Genomic DNA, 17388 nt, shown 5'->3' on the forward strand with positions numbered 1-17388 from the left:
TCGGTTTTATTCATCCAGCTTTGGCTGGGGTGAGTCATCCGGAATTTTGACATGAACCTGAATAATACGCCGACTGTCGGCCATCGCCACTTTGAACTGGTAACCGTCGATGTCGATGGTTTCACCACGCGCCGGAAGATGCCCAAATGCCTGCATCACCAGACCACCAATAGTGTCGACTTCTTCATCGCTAAAGTGGGTGCCGAACGCTTCGTTGAAGTCTTCAATGGAAGCCAGTGCGCGCACGGTCCAGGTATGACGACTCAACTGACGGAAGTCGATATCATCTTCTTCGTCATACTCGTCTTCAATCTCACCAACAATCAGTTCCAGGATGTCTTCAATGGTCACCAGACCGGAAACCCCACCGAATTCGTCAATGACGATCGCCATGTGGTAACGCTGAGAGCGAAACTCTTTCAGCATCCGGTCTACGCGCTTACTTTCAGGAACGACAACCGCCTGACGTAACACTTTGTCCATGCTGAAGGCTTCAGCATCGCTGCGCATAAACGGCAGCAAGTCTTTCGCCATCAGAATCCCTTCAATGTGATCTTTGTCTTCGCTAATCACCGGGAAACGTGAGTGGGCGGACTCGATGATGACATCAAGGCATTCGTCCAGTGTCTGGTTGCGTTTCAGGGTAATCATCTGGGAGCGGGGGATCATGATGTCGCGGACGCGTTGGTCTGCGATGTCCATCACCCCTTCGAGCATATCGCGCGTATCTTCGTCGATAAGGTCGTTCTGCCCGGAATCACGGATCAGCGCCAGCAGTTCGTCACGGTTTTTCGGTTCACCGTGGAAAAGTTGGCTGAGTAACAGGGAGAAAAATCCCTTCTTGTTGCTTATCGTGTCACTACTGTGTGAATTGTCGTCGCTCATGGCGTCGTATGGGTTCTCATGTTAGTTAATCAAAACGCCGTCGTTAATCACCAACGGCGGGGACGTCTGCCAGTCAAATGCCTGGCAAATTATTCTTTCTCGGCAATGTACGGATCCTCATAGCCCAGAGCAAGCATAATCTCTGTTTCGAGGGCTTCCATTTCTTCTGCTTCGTCATCTTCGATGTGATCGTAACCTAACAAATGCAGACTGCCGTGCACCACCATATGCGCCCAGTGCGCCTCCAGTGGTTTGCCTTGCTCCTGAGCTTCCTTCTCAACCACCTGACGGCAGATAACCAGATCGCCCAGTAGCGACATTTCCATGCCAGGCGGCACTTCAAACGGGAAGGAGAGCACGTTGGTCGGCTTATCCTTACCGCGATAGGTCAGATTCAGACTGTGGCTTTCGGCGGTATCGACCACGCGAATAGTCACTTCCGACTCTTCCTGAAACTGCGGGATCACCGCATTCAGCCATGTTTGAAACTGGCTCTCTTCCGGTAACCCGGAATTATCTTCACATGCCAGTTGTAAATCGAGGATCACCTGACTCATTTTTGTTCCTGTTCTTCGCGCTTGCGTTCTGCTGCCAGCGCCGCTTTACGTTTTTGTTCGGCTTCTTCCCAGGCTTCATAAGCGTTAACGATACGCGCCACCACCGGGTGACGAACCACGTCTTCGCTGTGGAAGAAGTTAAAGCTGATCTCTTCGACATCGGCTAACACTTCGATAGCGTGACGTAAGCCTGATTTAGTATTACGCGGCAAGTCGATCTGCGTGACGTCGCCGGTGATAACCGCTTTTGAGTTAAAACCGATACGGGTCAGGAACATCTTCATCTGTTCGATGGTAGTGTTCTGGCTCTCATCGAGAATGATAAACGCGTCGTTCAGCGTACGACCACGCATATAGGCCAGCGGCGCGACTTCAATAACGTTGCGCTCAATCAGTTTCTCGACTTTCTCAAAGCCCAGCATTTCAAACAGCGCGTCGTACAGTGGGCGCAGATAGGGGTCTACTTTCTGGCTTAAATCGCCAGGCAGGAAGCCCAGCTTCTCACCGGCTTCTACTGCCGGACGAGTCAGCAAAATACGGCGAATTTCCTGACGCTCCAGGGCATCAACTGCCGCAGCCACTGCCAGGTAGGTTTTACCCGTACCCGCCGGGCCAACGCCGAAGGTGATGTCATGGTCGAGAATATTGGCGATGTACTGCGCCTGGTTTGGCGTGCGCGGCTTAATTACGCCGCGTTTGGTTTTGATATTGACCGCTTTGCCGTACTCCGGCACGCTCTCCGCGCTTTGCTCCAGTACCCGCGCTTCTTTAATTGCAAGGTGGATCTGTTCCGGTTCGATATCCTGAATCTGACCGCGCATCGGGGCGGTATCGACATACAGGCTACGCAGAATGTCTGCCGCAGCGGTGACGCAAATCGGACGGCCGGTCAGTTTAAAGTGGTTATCGCGGCGATTGATTTCGATGCCGAGACGGCGTTCGAGTTGTTTGATGTTGTCATCAAACGGGCCGCACAGGCTCAACAGACGCGCGTTGTCTGCTGGCTCCAGGGTGATTTCGCGAGTGTCTATGTTCAAACCGTTCCTCTTATCTGTATGCCGCCGGAAGCTGAACATTCACCGGCCTATAAGGAAATTATTCACGCCACAGGAAAAAGGCGCAAGCATTGCGATAAAGATGGGGATAAAGAGAGAAAAAACAAGGCCCACCGGAACGGCAGGCCTGAGAATTACGGCTGATAATAACCCACGCCAAGGTCGTTTTCTTTGCGGGTACGGGCAATGACCGATTCCGGTGTTTCTGCCACGCGCAGACCCATTTCATCTTCAGTACGCACCACTTTACCGCGCAGAGAGTTCGGGTAGACGTCGGTAATTTCTACATCGACGAATTTACCGATCATATCTGGCGTGCCTTCAAAGTTGACCACGCGGTTATTTTCAGTGCGACCGGAAAGCTCCATGATGCTCTTACGCGATGTACCTTCTACCAGAATACGCTGGGTGGTGCCGAGCATCCGGCGGCTCCATGCCATCGCTTGCTGATTAATACGTTCTTGCAGAATATACAGACGCTGCTTCTTCTCTTCTTCCGGAACATCATCAACCATATCGGCGGCTGGCGTACCCGGACGTGCAGAGAAGATAAAGCTGTAGCTCATGTCGAAATTGACGTCGGCAATCAGCTTCATCGTTTTCTCGAAGTCTTCGGTGGTTTCGCCAGGGAAGCCAACGATGAAGTCAGAACTGATCTGAATATCCGGACGCGCCGCACGCAGTTTACGGATGATCGCTTTGTACTCCAGCGCTGTATGGGTACGTCCCATCAGGTTCAGAATGCGATCGGAACCGCTCTGTACCGGCAGATGCAGGAAACTCACCAGCTCCGGCGTGTCGCGGTACACTTCGATGATATCGTCGGTGAATTCGATCGGATGGCTGGTGGTAAAGCGAATACGATCGATCCCGTCGATCGCCGCAACCAGACGCAGCAGGTCGGCAAACGATCCGGTGGTGCCGTCGTAGTTCTCACCACGCCAGGCGTTCACGTTCTGACCGAGCAGGTTGACTTCACGCACGCCCTGAGCCGCAAGCTGGGCAATTTCAAACAGAATATCGTCGGACGGACGGCTTACCTCTTCACCACGGGTGTAAGGCACTACGCAGTAGGTGCAATATTTATTGCAGCCTTCCATGATGGAGACAAACGCGGTCGGCCCTTCGGCGCGCGGTTCCGGCAGACGGTCAAACTTCTCGATTTCCGGGAAGCTGATATCTACAACCGGGCTGCGGTCGCCGCGCACGGAGTTGATCATCTCCGGCAGACGGTGCAGCGTTTGCGGCCCAAAAATAATATCGACATAGTGGGCGCGCTGGCGAATGTGCTCGCCTTCTTGCGATGCCACGCAGCCGCCGACGCCGATAATCAGGTCTGGATTCTTCTCTTTTAACAGTTTCCAGCGACCCAACTGATGGAAGACTTTTTCCTGAGCCTTCTCGCGGATTGAGCAGGTGTTCAGCAGCAGCACATCCGCTTCTTCCGCCACATCGGTCAGTTGATAGCCGTGGGTGGCATCCAGCAGATCGGCCATCTTCGATGAATCGTACTCGTTCATCTGACAGCCCCAGGTTTTAATATGGAGTTTTTTGGTCATCGACTTGCTCTTGCGAAATAGTAGCCAGGAATGCAGGGCGCATAGTGTAATGCTTTGCTGCCGTTGTGACCAGTATGAGCGTTATCAGCCCTTGGGGGTAAAAATCCTGTAAACTTAAAGCATATTGCTAACAGGATGATTGACCATGACAAATCAACCAACGGAAATTGCCATTGTCGGCGGAGGAATGGTCGGCGGCGCACTGGCGCTGGGACTGGCTCAGCACGGATTTTCGGTAATGGTTATCGAACATGCCCAACCTGCACCGTTTGTCGCTGACAGCCAGCCGGACGTGCGGATCTCGGCGATTAGTGCGGCTTCGGTATCATTGCTTAAAGGGTTAGGGGTCTGGGATGCAGTACAGGCTATGCGTTGCCATCCTTACCGCAGACTGGAAACGTGGGAGTGGGAAACGGCGCATGTGGTGTTTGACGCCGCTGAACTTAAGCTACCGTTGCTTGGCTACATGGTGGAAAACACTGTCCTGCAACAGGCGCTGTGGCAGGCGCTGGAAGCGCATCCGAAAGTAACGTTACGTGTGCCAGGCTCGCTGATTGCGCTGCATCGCCATAATGATCTTCAGGAGCTGGAACTGAAGGGCGGTGAAACGATCCGCGCGAAGCTGGTGATTGGTGCCGATGGCGCAAATTCGCAGGTGCGGCAGATAGCGGGAATTGGCGTTCATGCCTGGCAGTATGCGCAGTCGTGTATGTTGATTAGCGTACAGTGCGAGAATGATCCCGGCGACAGCACCTGGCAGCAGTTTACTCCGGACGGGCCGCGTGCGTTTTTGCCGCTGTTTGATAACTGGGCGTCGCTGGTGTGGTATGACTCTCCGGCGCGTATTCGCCAGTTGCAGAATATGAATATGGCGCAGCTCCAGGCGGAAATCGCGAAGCATTTCCCGTCGCGTCTGGGTTACGTGACACCGCTTGCCGCTGGTGCGTTTCCGCTGACACGTCGCCATGCGTTGCAGTATGTGCAACCAGGGCTTGCGCTGGTGGGCGATGCCGCGCACACCATTCATCCGTTGGCGGGGCAGGGGGTTAACCTCGGTTATCGCGATGTTGATGCGCTGATTGACGTTCTGGTGAATGCCCGCAGCTACGGTGAAGCGTGGGCCAGTTATCCTGTCCTCAAGCGTTACCAGATGCGGCGTATGGCGGATAACTTCATTATGCAAAGCGGTATGGATCTGTTTTATGCCGGATTCAGTAATAATCTGCCGCCGCTGCGTTTTGTGCGTAATCTTGGTTTGATGGCGGCGGAGCGTGCTGGCGTGTTGAAACGTCAGGCGCTGAAATATGCGTTAGGGTTGTAGCCTTACAACATTGCCGGATGCATGCCAACCGTAGGTCGGATAAGACGCGTCAGCGTCGCATCCGACATTGAATATACGCAGAAAAGCAAAAAGCTCGCCGAAGCGAGCTTTTTTAATGTGGCTGGGGTACGAGGATTCGAACCTCGGAATGCCGGAATCAGAATCCGGTGCCTTACCGCTTGGCGATACCCCAACTGGGTGCACTTACAAGGTAAGCGTCTTGAATAAATTGGCTGGGGTACGAGGATTCGAACCTCGGAATGCCGGAATCAGAATCCGGTGCCTTACCGCTTGGCGATACCCCAACAAATTGGTTTGTGAATTTGCCGAACACATTCGACACATTCAGAATTTGGTGGCTACGACGGGATTCGAACCTGTGACCCCATCATTATGAGTGATGTGCTCTAACCAACTGAGCTACGTAGCCAGATTGTTTCTTCGATGGCTGGGGTACCTGGATTCGAACCAGGGAATGCCGGTATCAAAAACCGGTGCCTTACCGCTTGGCGATACCCCAATAACCGGGCGGTGAACCGCTTACTCGAAGAATATGGCTGGGGTACCTGGATTCGAACCAGGGAATGCCGGTATCAAAAACCGGTGCCTTACCGCTTGGCGATACCCCATCCGTACAACGCTTTCTGGTGAATGGTGCGGGAGGCGAGACTTGAACTCGCACACCTTGCGGCGCCAGAACCTAAATCTGGTGCGTCTACCAATTTCGCCACTCCCGCAAAAAAGATGGTGGCTACGACGGGATTCGAACCTGTGACCCCATCATTATGAGTGATGTGCTCTAACCAACTGAGCTACGTAGCCATCTTTTTTTTCGCGATACCTTATCGGCGTTGCGGGGCGCATTATGCGTATAGAGCCTTGCAGCGTCAACCTCTTTTTCAAGGAAAATTGCTCGAAAGTGACTGTTTGGTTAGGTTGCGAACAGCATGGCGCTATATTCGTCAATTATTGTTTACTTTGTGTTTTTTCCCCACCCTACAGCCATTCTTTTGTCATACAGGATGAAATTCGGAATTCAACAATAGTGGTGGGAAATTAATCTATGAAATACTGGCCCGTTGCAACAGGACAGGGCAGGGATCGCTACGCCTGCATCTCTGCTACCACTTCAGGCGATTTATTGAGGGAATACTATGCTGCGTTTTATGACGGCGCTGATGGGTGCGTTATTACTTATGCAATCTGCGTTTGCCGATACGGTCAAACCGGAAATCGGTAAATATGTTTTTGGCTATCGTGGGCAGGAAGGCGCTGTGGTGTGGATGATGCGGATAGGGCCGAAAGCCTCTAATGAAGCCCTCATTCAGGTATCGCATGTTGATAATGACATCGATGGCCAGATTTTTCGCTGTAAAGTGAAAGCATTACAGGAAGGTGAAAAATCCTATACCGCCGTAATTAAGGGCAAATCTTTTGAGTTATTACGCCTGAAAGAGGGGAATGGCAGCCTGCATATTCCGGATGAGCAGGCGACCTGGTCGGTGGCCTACAGTAATGAGTTGTCAAACAGCGATGTGGCAAACCCGGAACATTTCCTTACTGCATATCAGAATCAACAAGCACCTCAATAACTGAAACAGCCCCGGATTTTACCGGGGCTGTTTCGCATTTCTTACTTATATGCCGACTGGTGAACGCCAACCGCGCGACCAGACGGATCGTCCATTTTCTTGAACGCTTCATCCCACTCAATCGCTTTAGCGGAAGAACACGCGACGGAAGGACCGCCCGGCACGCACTCAGCGGCGCTCGGAAGCGGGAACAGTTCTTCAAAGATCTCGCGGTACAGATACGCTTCTTTGGACGTCGGCGTGTTGTACGGGAAGCGGAAGCGGGCAGTTTCCAGCTGTTGATCAGAAACCTGCTGCGCCGCCACTTCTTTCAGGGTGTCGATCCAACTGTAACCGACGCCATCGGAGAACTGCTCTTTCTGCCGCCAGGCCACGCTTGCGGGCAGATACGCTTCAAAACATTCACGCAGGATGTGTTTTTCCATTCTGCCGTTACCGCACATTTTATCCTGTGGGTTAATGCGCATCGCCACGTCGAGGAATTTTTTGTCGAGGAACGGAACGCGTGCTTCCACGCCCCAGGCTGACATCGCTTTGTTGGCACGCGCGCAGTCATACATATGCAGGGCCAGCAGTTTACGCACCGTCTCTTCATGCAGTTCTTTGGCATTCGGCGCTTTGTGGAAGTATAGATAACCGCCAAACACTTCATCAGATCCTTCACCGGACAGCACCATTTTAATGCCCATCGCCTTGATCTTACGCGACATTAAATACATCGGTGTTGAAGCGCGAATAGTGGTCACATCATAGGTTTCGATGTGGTAAATCACGTCGCGGATGGCGTCCAGACCTTCCTGTACAGTGAAGTGAATTTCATGATGCACAGTGCCCAGATGGTTTGCCACTTCCTGGGCTGCCTTCAGATCCGGTGAACCCGGCAGACCTACAGCAAAGGAGTGCAGCTGCGGCCACCAGGCTTCAGAGCGTTCCTGATCTTCCACGCGACGGGCGGCGTATTTCTTGGTGATAGCGGAAATGATTGAGGAATCCAGGCCACCAGATAGCAGCACACCGTAAGGCACATCAGACATCAGATGGCTTTTAACGGAATCTTCCAGTGCCTGACGCAGCTCGTTTTTGTCGGTCACGTTATCTTTCACCGCATCGTAGTCGAACCAGTCGCGATGATAATAAGAACGGATTTCGCCGTCCTGACTCCACAAATAGCTCCCCGCCGGGAACTCTTTAATCGTGCGGCATACCGGCACCAGGGCTTTCATTTCTGAGGCCACATACAGCTGACCATGTTCGTCATAGCCCATATACAGTGGGATGATCCCCAGATGGTCGCGACCAATCAGGTAGGCATCTTTTTCGCTGTCGTACAGGGCAAAGGCAAACATGCCCTGCAAGTCGTCAAGAAATTCCGGCCCTTTTTCCTGATACAGCGCGAGGATCACTTCGCAGTCAGATCCGGTCTGGAACTGATAACGATCGCCATATTCGGCGCGCAGTGCCTGGTGGTTGTAGATTTCACCGTTTACCGCCAGTACGTGGGTTTTTTGTTGGTTGTAGAGAGGTTGCGCCCCTGCGTTAACGTCAACAATTGACAGACGTTCGTGGGCGAGAATGGCGTTATCGCTGGCATAAATACCGGACCAGTCCGGGCCACGATGACGCATCAGGCGTGACAGCTCGAGTGCTTTCTTACGCAGCTCAACTGCGTCTGTTTTGATATCGAATACGCCAAAAATTGAACACATAACCTTCTCCGTTAACCTGGTATTTGTTGCTTGTTGTGTTTGCTTGTTTAAAAAAATGCCGCAAAGCAGCACGGTGCGCAAGCGATTTGGCGGTGGAAAAATAAAAAACGTAATGGCGATTGCTGATTTGTGAAAAAGGATAGGGTGTGGTGGCGTATTTATTGATGGATCGATAATTTTTGACGGGTTTTATTGAATAGGATGATTTTAATGATGGCTAAAAATAAGAAACCACGCCCTGAGGCGTGGTTGCTATTCAGATAACGTCGATTTCAGCGACCGACGGGTAAATCCAGCTTGGGCGGAACGGCATACTGTCGATATCGTCGAGCGATGAAACACCAGAAAGCACCAGAATCGTCTCCAGACCCGCCTGGAAGCCCGCCAGAATATCGGTACGCAGGTTATCGCCGACAATCACCGTTTCTTCCGAATGCGCCTGCATTTTGTTTAATGCCGCGCGGATGATCCACGGACTCGGTTTACCAACATAGAACGGTTTACGCCCGGAGATTTTTTCGATCCCTGCACACAACGCGCCACAGGCCGGATAAAAACCGCGCCCGTGGGTGTCCGGGTTGGTGGCGATAAAGCGTGCACCGTTAGCGACGAAATAGGCTGCTTTATGCATCATGTCCCAGTTGTAGGAACGCGTTTCGCCAACAATCACAAAATCAGGGTTCACATCGGTAATAGTGAAACCGGCTTTGTACAGTTCATGAATCAGTGCGCCTTCGCCCACCACATACGCTTTCTTGCCTTCCTGGCGACGCAGGAAATCGGCGGTCGCCATCGCGGAGGTATAAAACACGCTGTCCGGCACATCGACACCCGCAGTGGCAAAGCGGTTCGCCAGATCTTGCCCGGTCTGCGAAGGATAGTTGGTCAGCAACACCAGCGGCAGGCCTTTATCCATAATCCCGTGCAAAAATTCCGCTGCACCCGGTACGGCGACGTTATCGTGCATCAGCACGCCGTCGATATCGCAAATTACATTTTTAATGGTCATGGACTACCCAGAATATTGACAACAATAAGCGCCACTATAAAAGCACATTAATTTTCCAGCAAATGCTGGAGCAAAATACCGTTGAGCATGGCGCGTTTTACCAGCGCAAAAGCGCCGATTGCCGAGCGGTGATCCAGCTCAGAACGTACCACCGGCAGATTAGTACGAAACGCCTTCAGCGCCTGGGTATTAATGCAGCTTTCAATAGCAGGGAGCAGCACTTTATCGGCTTCGGTGATTTCTCCGGCAATAACAATTTTTTGCGGGTTAAACAGGTTGATGGCAATGGCGATGGTTTTGCCCAGATGACGACCGACATACTCAATCACTTCCGACGCCAGGCTATCGCCTTTGTTCGCGGCTTTGCAGATAGTTTTGATGGTGCAGTCGTCCAGCGGCACGCGGCTCTGGTAGCCCTGCTTTAACAGATTCAACACCCGTTGTTCAATGGCAGCGTTGGCGGCGATAGTTTCCAGGCAGCCAAAGTTGCCACAGTGGCAGCGTTCACCCAGCGGTTCGACCTGAATATGGCCAATTTCACCGACGTTGCCGTTGCGCCCGATAAAAATTCGCCCGTTAGAGATAATCCCGGCCCCGGTTCCGCGATGGACACGCACCAGAATGGAGTCTTCGCAATCCTGACTTGCACCGAAGTAGTGCTCTGCCAGCGCCAGACTGCGGATATCGTGGCCGACAAAACAGGTCACTTTAAAACGTTCTTCCAGTGCTTCTACCAGCCCCCAGTTTTCTACCTGAATATGCGGCATGTAATGAATTTTGCCGCTGTCCGGGTCAACAAGTCCTGGCAGGATCACGGAAATGGCGATCAGCTCGCGCAGTTTGCGCTGGTAGCTATCAATAAACTGAGCAATGGCGTTAAGCAGGGCATGTTCCAGCGTCTGCTGGGTACGTTCCGGCAGCGGGTAATGTTCTTCTGCCAGCACTTTGCTACTAAGATCAAACAGAGTGATGGTGGCGTCGTGACGACCAAGCCGTACGCCGATTGCGTGGAAATTGCGGGTTTCGGTGACGATAGAGATAGCGCGGCGGCCCCCGGTGGAGGCCTGCTGATCAACTTCTTTGATCAGCCCGCGTTCGATAAGCTGACGCGTAATTTTGGTTACGCTGGCGGGGGCAAGCTGACTTTGCTCGGCAATCTGAATCCGCGAGATTGGCCCGTACTGGTCAATCAGGCGATAAACCGCCGCGCTGTTAAGCTGTTTTACGAGATCAACATTACCTATCTGAGCTTGTCCGCCTGGTGTCATACTTTCTCTTATTGAGTTACGACCTCGTTACCGTTAACGATGGTCCTGGTGATTTTAAAATCAGGTGTGAATGCAGTCAGGTTGGCTACTTTACCTGCGGCGAGCGTGCCGAGACGTTTCTCAACGCCAATCGCACGTGCCGGATAGAGCGTCGCCATACGCAGCACTTCATCCAGTGCGATACCACAATGTTCGACCAGATTACGCACGCCTTCAATCATGGTTAAGGATGAACCGCTTAACGTACCGTTCTCATCCACACAAAGTCCATTACGGTAGTATATTGTTTTACCCGCAAAAATGAACTGTTCAATGTTGGCACCTGCTGGCGCGGTGGCATCGGTAACCAGACACAATTTGTCGCCTTTCAGACGTTTAGCGTTACGAATGTTGGCGTAATCAACATGCAGGCCATCAGCAATAATACCGCAATAAATGTCAGCTTCGTCGAGGATCGCGCCCGCCAGGCCCGGTTCACGACCGGTAATATACGGCATCGCGTTGTACAGATGGGTGGCAAAGGTAATCCCCGCGCGGAAACCGGCTTTCGCTTCTTTCAACGTCGCGTTGGAGTGACCAGCAGAAACCACAATCCCGGCATTTGCCAGTTTGCTGATGACTTCCGCTGGAACCATTTCCGGTGCCAGAGTCACTTTGGTAATCACGTCGGCGTTCTCACACAGGAAATCGACCAGCGCGGCATCAGGCTTACGCACAAAATTCGGATTATGGGTGCCTTTTTTTACCAGATTCAGCCACGGACCTTCCAGATGCAGACCTAACGCCTGGTTCGGATGTTTTGCCAGGTACTCGCGCATAACGCGCACGCCCTGTTTCATCAGCTCATCGCTGGTGGTGATAAGCGTCGGCAGATAGTTAGTACAGCCTGATTTCTCATTGGCTTTCTGCATGATTTCCAGCGTTTCCACGCTGACTGCTTCAGCGGTGTCGTTAAACTGTACGCCGCCGCAGCCGTTTAGCTGCACATCGATAAAACCGGGGGAGAGAATGGCCCCGTTCAGTGAACGTTGTTCGATCTCTGGCGGCAGTTCCGCTACCGGACAGACGCTTTTAATCAGGCCATCAGCGATAACAACCGCGTGGTCATCAAGAAATTCGTGGCCGGTAAAGATCCGGCCCTGGGTTAATGCATACATTCTGACCCCCGATTTTAAAAAATATTGCCCTGAGCAAGGAGCCAGGGCAGGGATAACAATTACAGACCTTTGATATTTTCTGCTTCTAATTCATTGAAATATCTTAAAGTCTTAACTTTCAGCTCCATGGTGGAAGGTTCATCACACACCATGATCGCTTTTGGATGCAGTTGCAGACAGCTGATGGTCCACATGTGGTTCACGCAACCTTCAACGGCGGCCTGCAGTGCCAGTGCTTTCTGACTACCCAGCACCAGAATCATCACTTCTTCGGCATCCAACAATGTACCAACACCGACAGTCAGGGCATATTTTGGCACCTGATTAACATCGTTATCAAAGAAACGAGAGTTCGCGACGCGAGTGTCATGAGTCAGGGTTTTGATACGAGTACGAGAAGCCAGAGAAGACGCCGGTTCGTTAAATGCAATATGACCGTCGTTACCTACACCGCCCATAAACAGATGGATTTTTCCGTAAGAACGGATTTTTTCTTCATACTGGCGGCACTCGGCGTCGATATCCGGGGCGTTGCCGTTGAGAAGATTGATGTTTTCTGCTGGAATATCAACGTGATCGAAGAAATTACGGTGCATAAAGCTGTAGTAGCTTTCCGGATGCTCTTTCGGCAGACCGACATATTCGTCCATGTTGAAGGTGACAACGTGCTTAAAGCTGACCTGGCCTGCTTTATGCATTTCGACTAACGCTTTATAGGTGGTCATCGGCGTGCCGCCAGTCGGCAGGCCCAGAACAAACGGACGATCGGCAGTCGGTTTGAACGCATTGATACGATTGACGATATGGCGAGCAGCCCATTTGCCGACCTGTTCAGCGGTAGTCAGGGGGATCAGTCTCATTATTCACCTCAATAAGTAAAATGTAAGCCGTTGGCGGATTAGGCATCTTTAAGCGTAACCTGGATTTGCGCAGACAGGCGTCAATCCGACCTGATTTTTTGAATGATAAAATAAGTTTTCTGGTTTAGCCAGTAAAAGGGAGTGATGATAACGATATTTGGTGACAAAACTCACAAAAGACACGCGTTTAATTTGCGATACGAATTAAATTTTCACACACTCTGTAGCAGATGATCTAACAATCTGATTACAGAACATCGGCAGTACAATTTGCAGCAAAATAAAAATACGGCTTTAAACGAGCCAAATAGGGTTCTCGTAGGGGGAATAAGATGAATATTTTAGGTTTTTTCCAGCGACTCGGTAGGGCGTTACAGCTCCCTATCGCGGTGCTGCCGGTGGCGGCGCTGTTGCTGCGATTCGGTCAGCCAGATTTACTTAACGTTGCGTTTATTGCCCAGGCGGGCGGTGCGATTTTTGATAACCTCGCATTAATCTTCGCCATCGGTGTGGCATCCAGCTGGTCGAAAGACAGCGCAGGTGCGGCGGCACTGGCGGGTGCGGTAGGTTACTTTGTGTTAACCAAAGCGATGGTGACCATCAACCCAGAAATTAACATGGGTGTACTGGCGGGTATCATTACCGGTCTGGTTGGTGGCGCAGCCTATAACCGTTGGTCCGATATTAAACTGCCGGACTTCCTGAGTTTCTTCGGCGGCAAACGCTTTGTGCCGATTGCCACCGGCTTCTTCTGCCTGGTGCTGGCGGCCATTTTTGGTTACGTCTGGCCGCCGGTACAGCACGCTATCCATGCAGGCGGCGAGTGGATCGTTTCTGCGGGCGCGCTGGGTTCCGGTATCTTTGGTTTCATCAACCGTCTGCTGATCCCAACCGGTCTGCATCAGGTGCTGAACACCATCGCCTGGTTCCAGATTGGTGAATTCACCAACGCGGCGGGTACGGTTTTCCACGGTGATATCAACCGCTTCTATGCCGGTGACGGCACCGCGGGGATGTTCATGTCCGGCTTCTTCCCGATCATGATGTTCGGTCTGCCGGGTGCGGCGCTGGCGATGTACTTCGCAGCACCGAAAGAGCGCCGTCCGATGGTTGGCGGGATGTTGCTTTCTGTTGCTGTTACTGCGTTCCTGACCGGTGTGACTGAGCCGCTGGAATTCCTGTTCATGTTCCTTGCACCGCTGCTGTACCTCCTGCACGCACTGCTGACCGGTATCAGCCTGTTTGTGGCAACGTTGCTGGGTATCCATGCCGGCTTCTCTTTCTCTGCGGGGGCTATCGACTACGCGTTGATGTATAACCTGCCGGCCGCCAGCCAGAACGTCTGGATGCTGCTGGTGATGGGGGTTGTCTTCTTCGCTATCTACTTCGTGGTGTTCAGTTTGGTTATCCGCATGTTCAACCTGAAAACGCCGGGTCGTGAAGATAAAGAAGACGAGATCGTTACTGAAGAGGCTAACAGCAACACGGAAGAAGGTCTCAATCAACTGGCAACCAACTATATTGCTGCGGTTGGCGGCACTGACAACCTGAAAGCAATTGACGCCTGTATCACCCGTCTGCGCCTTACAGTGGCTGACTCTGCCCGCGTTAACGATGCGATGTGTAAACGTCTGGGTGCTTCTGGGGTAGTGAAACTGAACAAACAGACTATTCAGGTGATTGTTGGCGCGAAAGCAGAATCCATCGGCGATGCGATGAAGAAAGTCGTTGCCCGCGGTCCGGTAGCCGCTGCCTCTGCTGAAACTGCTCCGGCAACTGCCGCGTCTGTAGCAAAACCGCAGGCTGTACCAAACGCAGTATCTATCGCGGAGCTGGTATCGCCGATTACCGGTGATGTTGTGGCACTGGATCAGGTTCCTGACGAAGCATTCGCCAGCAAAGCGGTGGGTGACGGTGTGGCGGTGAAACCGACAGATAAAATCGTCGTATCACCAGCCGCAGGGACTATCGTGAAAATCTTCAACACCAACCACGCATTCTGCCTGGAAACTGAAAAAGGCGCGGAGATTGTCGTCCATATGGGTATCGACACCGTAGCGCTGGAAGGTAAAGGCTTTAAACGTCTGGTGGAAGAGGGCGCGCAAGTAAGCGCAGGGCAACCGATTCTGGAAATGGATCTGGATTATCTGAACGAAAACGCCCGCTCGATGATTAGCCCGGTGGTTTGCAGCAATATCGACGATTTCAGCGGCTTGATCATTAAAGCTCAGGGCCATGTCGTGGCGGGTCAAACGCCGCTGTATGAAATCAAAAAGTAATCTGCTTTATGCCTGATGCGACGCTTGAGCGTCGCATCCAACAATGACAAGCGGTGGAGATCTTCTCTGTCGCTTTTTTTTTCATCAATCATCCCCATAATCTCAGTGAGATTTTCGATTTTCACTAACTAACAGTTGTCAGCCTGTCCCGCTTATAAGATCATACGCCGTTATACGTTGTTTACGCTTTGAGGAATCCACGATGAGTGAGGCAGAAGCCCGCCCGACTAACTTTATTCGTCAGATCATCGATGAAGATCTGGCCAGTGGTAAGCACACCACAGTACACACCCGTTTCCCGCCGGAGCCGAATGGCTATCTGCATATTGGCCATGCGAAATCTATCTGCCTGAACTTCGGGATCGCCCAGGACTATAAAGGCCAGTGCAACCTGCGTTTCGACGACACTAACCCGGTAAAAGAAGATATCGAGTATGTTGAGTCGATCAAAAACGACGTTGAGTGGTTAGGTTTTCACTGGTCTGGTAACGTCCGTTACTCCTCCGATTATTTTGATCAGCTCCACGCCTATGCGATCGAACTGATCAATAAAGGCCTGGCGTACGTTGATGAACTGACACCGGAACAGATCCGCGAATACCGCGGCACCCTGACGCAGCCGGGTAAAAACAGCCCGTACCGCGACCGCAGCGTTGAAGAGAACCTGGCGCTGTTCGAGAAAATGCGTACCGGCGGTTTTGAAGAAGGTAAAGCCTGCCTGCGTGCGAAGATCGACATGGCGTCGCCATTTATCGTGATGCGCGATCCGGTGCTGTACCGCATTAAGTTTGCTGAACACCACCAGACTGGCAACAAGTGGTGCATCTACCCGATGTACGACTTTACCCACTGCATCAGCGATGCGCTGGAAGGTATTACGCACTCTCTGTGTACGCTTGAGTTCCAGGACAACCGTCGCCTGTACGACTGGGTGCTGGACAACATCACCATTCCTGTTCACCCGCGCCAGTACGAATTCTCGCGCCTGAATCTGGAATACACTGTGATGTCCAAGCGTAAGCTGAACCTGCTGGTGACCGACAAGCACGTTGAAGGCTGGGATGACCCGCGTATGCCGACCATTTCCGGTCTGCGTCGTCGTGGTTACACTGCAGCTTCTATTCGTGAGTTCTGCAAACGCATCGGCGTGACCAAGCAGGACAACACCATTGAGATGGCGTCGCTGGAATCCTGCATCCGTGAAGATCTCAACGAAAATGCGCCGCGCGCAATGGCGGTTATCGATCCGGTGAAACTGGTTATCGAAAACTACCAAGGCGAAGGCGAAATGGTTACCATGCCGAACCATCCGAATAAACCGGAAATGGGCAGCCGCCAGGTGCCATTTAGCGGTGAGATTTGGATCGATCGCGCCGATTTCCGCGAAGAAGCTAACAAGCAGTACAAACGTCTGGTGCTGGGTAAAGAAGTGCGTCTGCGTAATGCTTACGTCATTAAGGCAGAACGCGTGGAGAAAGATGCCGAAGGCAATATCACCACCATCTTCTGTACTTATGACGCCGACACCTTAAGCAAAGATCCGGCAGATGGTCGTAAAGTGAAAGGTGTTATCCACTGGGTGAGCGCGGCACATGCGCTGCCGGTTGAAATCCGTTTGTATGACCGTCTGTTCAGCGTGCCGAACCCTGGTGCTGCGGATGATTTCCTGTCGGTGATTAACCCGGAATCGCTGGTGATCAAACAGGGCTTTGCTGAACCGTCTCTGAAAGACGCGGTAGCGGGTAAAGCATTCCAGTTTGAGCGTGAAGGTTATTTCTGCCTCGACAGCCGCCATTCTACGGCGGAAAAACCGGTATTTAACCGCACCGTTGGGCTGCGTGATACCTGGGCGAAAGTTGGCGAGTAATTTTAAGTTCTACCAGGCCGGGTGAAGCGTTTACGCCGCATCCGGCAAGAAATATGCAAACAATCCCAAACGCCGCGCTCTGCGGCGTTTTTTTCTGCTTTTCTTCGCGAATTAATTCCGCTTCGCAATTTATCCAGAAAACAAATTTAAAATCACAAACCATAATTAAGTAAAATGTAACCGTTTTCATCTTGCTGGAAATTCACGCTTTTATTCTTCTGCAAGCCTTTCAACTACAACTTAAGCCTTGTAACAAAAATCATCAAAATATGT

The 17388-nt window shown here is 51.9% G+C and carries 13 protein-coding genes and 7 tRNA genes; 4 read left to right on the forward strand and 16 right to left on the reverse strand.

What is annotated here, in order from left to right; all coding sequences use genetic code 11:
- Window positions 1–6: 6 nt before the first annotated feature.
- The 4 genes from corC to miaB form a co-directional block, all read right to left on the reverse strand.
- Window positions 7–885, reverse strand: coding sequence for a CNNM family magnesium/cobalt transport protein CorC (corC, locus tag ACJHX7_RS18865; protein WP_001278605.1), 879 nt, complete (start codon window positions 883–885; stop codon window positions 7–9).
- 89 nt (window positions 886–974) lie between these two features.
- The gene (gene ybeY / locus ACJHX7_RS18870; protein ID WP_000084469.1) at window positions 975–1442 is read right to left on the reverse strand and encodes an rRNA maturation RNase YbeY; all 468 of its coding nucleotides are present in this window, start codon (window positions 1440–1442) and stop codon (window positions 975–977) included.
- Window positions 1439–2479: a PhoH family protein gene (locus tag ACJHX7_RS18875; RefSeq protein ID WP_001018040.1), complete on the reverse strand. Its 1041-nt coding sequence runs from the start codon at window positions 2477–2479 to the stop codon at window positions 1439–1441. The genes ybeY and ACJHX7_RS18875 overlap by 4 nt, the downstream gene beginning before the upstream one ends.
- Before the next feature lie 152 nt (window positions 2480–2631).
- Window positions 2632–4056, reverse strand: a complete 1425-nt coding sequence (gene miaB / locus ACJHX7_RS18880) for a tRNA (N6-isopentenyl adenosine(37)-C2)-methylthiotransferase MiaB (RefSeq protein WP_000162740.1) — start codon at window positions 4054–4056, stop codon at window positions 2632–2634.
- Between the two features lie 145 nt (window positions 4057–4201).
- Here miaB and ubiF point away from each other — a divergent pair, with 145 nt between their 5' ends.
- Complete coding sequence (ubiF, locus tag ACJHX7_RS18885) at window positions 4202–5377, forward strand: 3-demethoxyubiquinol 3-hydroxylase (protein WP_000184553.1); 1176 nt, start codon at window positions 4202–4204, stop codon at window positions 5375–5377.
- 118 nt (window positions 5378–5495) lie between these two features.
- Here the strand turns inward: ubiF and ACJHX7_RS18890 are convergent.
- From ACJHX7_RS18890 to ACJHX7_RS18920, 7 genes are all read right to left on the reverse strand, one after another.
- Window positions 5496–5570, reverse strand: a tRNA-Gln gene (locus ACJHX7_RS18890).
- A 37-nt stretch (window positions 5571–5607) separates the two neighbouring features.
- Window positions 5608–5682: transfer RNA gene (locus tag ACJHX7_RS18895), tRNA-Gln, on the reverse strand.
- A 48-nt stretch (window positions 5683–5730) separates the two neighbouring features.
- Window positions 5731–5807 (reverse strand) — tRNA-Met (locus ACJHX7_RS18900).
- A gap of 15 nt (window positions 5808–5822) precedes the next feature.
- Window positions 5823–5897: transfer RNA gene (locus tag ACJHX7_RS18905), tRNA-Gln, on the reverse strand.
- A 34-nt stretch (window positions 5898–5931) separates the two neighbouring features.
- Window positions 5932–6006, reverse strand: a tRNA-Gln gene (locus tag ACJHX7_RS18910).
- 23 nt (window positions 6007–6029) lie between these two features.
- Window positions 6030–6114, reverse strand: a tRNA-Leu gene (locus tag ACJHX7_RS18915).
- 8 nt (window positions 6115–6122) lie between these two features.
- Window positions 6123–6199 (reverse strand) — tRNA-Met (locus ACJHX7_RS18920).
- 332 nt (window positions 6200–6531) lie between these two features.
- Between ACJHX7_RS18920 and ACJHX7_RS18925 the strand changes: the two genes are divergently transcribed.
- Window positions 6532–6969: a hypothetical protein gene (locus ACJHX7_RS18925; protein WP_000943488.1), complete on the forward strand. Its 438-nt coding sequence runs from the start codon at window positions 6532–6534 to the stop codon at window positions 6967–6969.
- A 41-nt stretch (window positions 6970–7010) separates the two neighbouring features.
- On the opposite strand, the gene asnB is transcribed toward ACJHX7_RS18925, so the two are convergent.
- From asnB to nagB, 5 genes are all read right to left on the reverse strand, one after another.
- Window positions 7011–8675: an asparagine synthase B gene (gene asnB, locus ACJHX7_RS18930; RefSeq protein ID WP_410231678.1), complete on the reverse strand. Its 1665-nt coding sequence runs from the start codon at window positions 8673–8675 to the stop codon at window positions 7011–7013.
- 256 nt (window positions 8676–8931) lie between these two features.
- Window positions 8932–9684: a ribonucleotide monophosphatase NagD gene (gene nagD / locus ACJHX7_RS18935; protein WP_000153129.1), complete on the reverse strand. Its 753-nt coding sequence runs from the start codon at window positions 9682–9684 to the stop codon at window positions 8932–8934.
- 47 nt (window positions 9685–9731) lie between these two features.
- The gene (gene nagC, locus ACJHX7_RS18940; RefSeq protein WP_000187594.1) at window positions 9732–10952 is read right to left on the reverse strand and encodes a DNA-binding transcriptional regulator NagC; all 1221 of its coding nucleotides are present in this window, start codon (window positions 10950–10952) and stop codon (window positions 9732–9734) included.
- Between the two features lie 8 nt (window positions 10953–10960).
- Complete coding sequence (nagA, locus tag ACJHX7_RS18945; protein WP_000271154.1) at window positions 10961–12109, reverse strand: N-acetylglucosamine-6-phosphate deacetylase; 1149 nt, start codon at window positions 12107–12109, stop codon at window positions 10961–10963.
- Window positions 12110–12168: 59 nt separating this feature from the next.
- Entirely contained in the window at window positions 12169–12969 is an 801-nt protein-coding gene (gene nagB / locus ACJHX7_RS18950; protein WP_001237072.1) for a glucosamine-6-phosphate deaminase, read from the reverse strand.
- Between the two features lie 332 nt (window positions 12970–13301).
- Here nagB and nagE point away from each other — a divergent pair, with 332 nt between their 5' ends.
- Together nagE and glnS are read left to right on the forward strand one after the other, a co-directional pair.
- The gene (gene nagE, locus ACJHX7_RS18955) at window positions 13302–15248 is read left to right on the forward strand and encodes a PTS N-acetyl glucosamine transporter subunit IIABC (RefSeq protein ID WP_075861912.1); all 1947 of its coding nucleotides are present in this window, start codon (window positions 13302–13304) and stop codon (window positions 15246–15248) included.
- A 202-nt stretch (window positions 15249–15450) separates the two neighbouring features.
- Window positions 15451–17115 carry a glutamine--tRNA ligase gene (gene glnS, locus ACJHX7_RS18960; RefSeq protein ID WP_001287164.1) on the forward strand — a complete coding sequence of 555 codons (1665 nt, stop codon included), beginning with the start codon at window positions 15451–15453 and terminating at the stop codon, window positions 17113–17115.
- Window positions 17116–17388 lie beyond the last annotated feature (273 nt).

Origin of the sequence: Escherichia sp. WS1451 (assembly GCF_046487365.1) — a bacterium.
Lineage (GTDB): Bacteria > Pseudomonadota > Gammaproteobacteria > Enterobacterales > Enterobacteriaceae > Escherichia > Escherichia coli.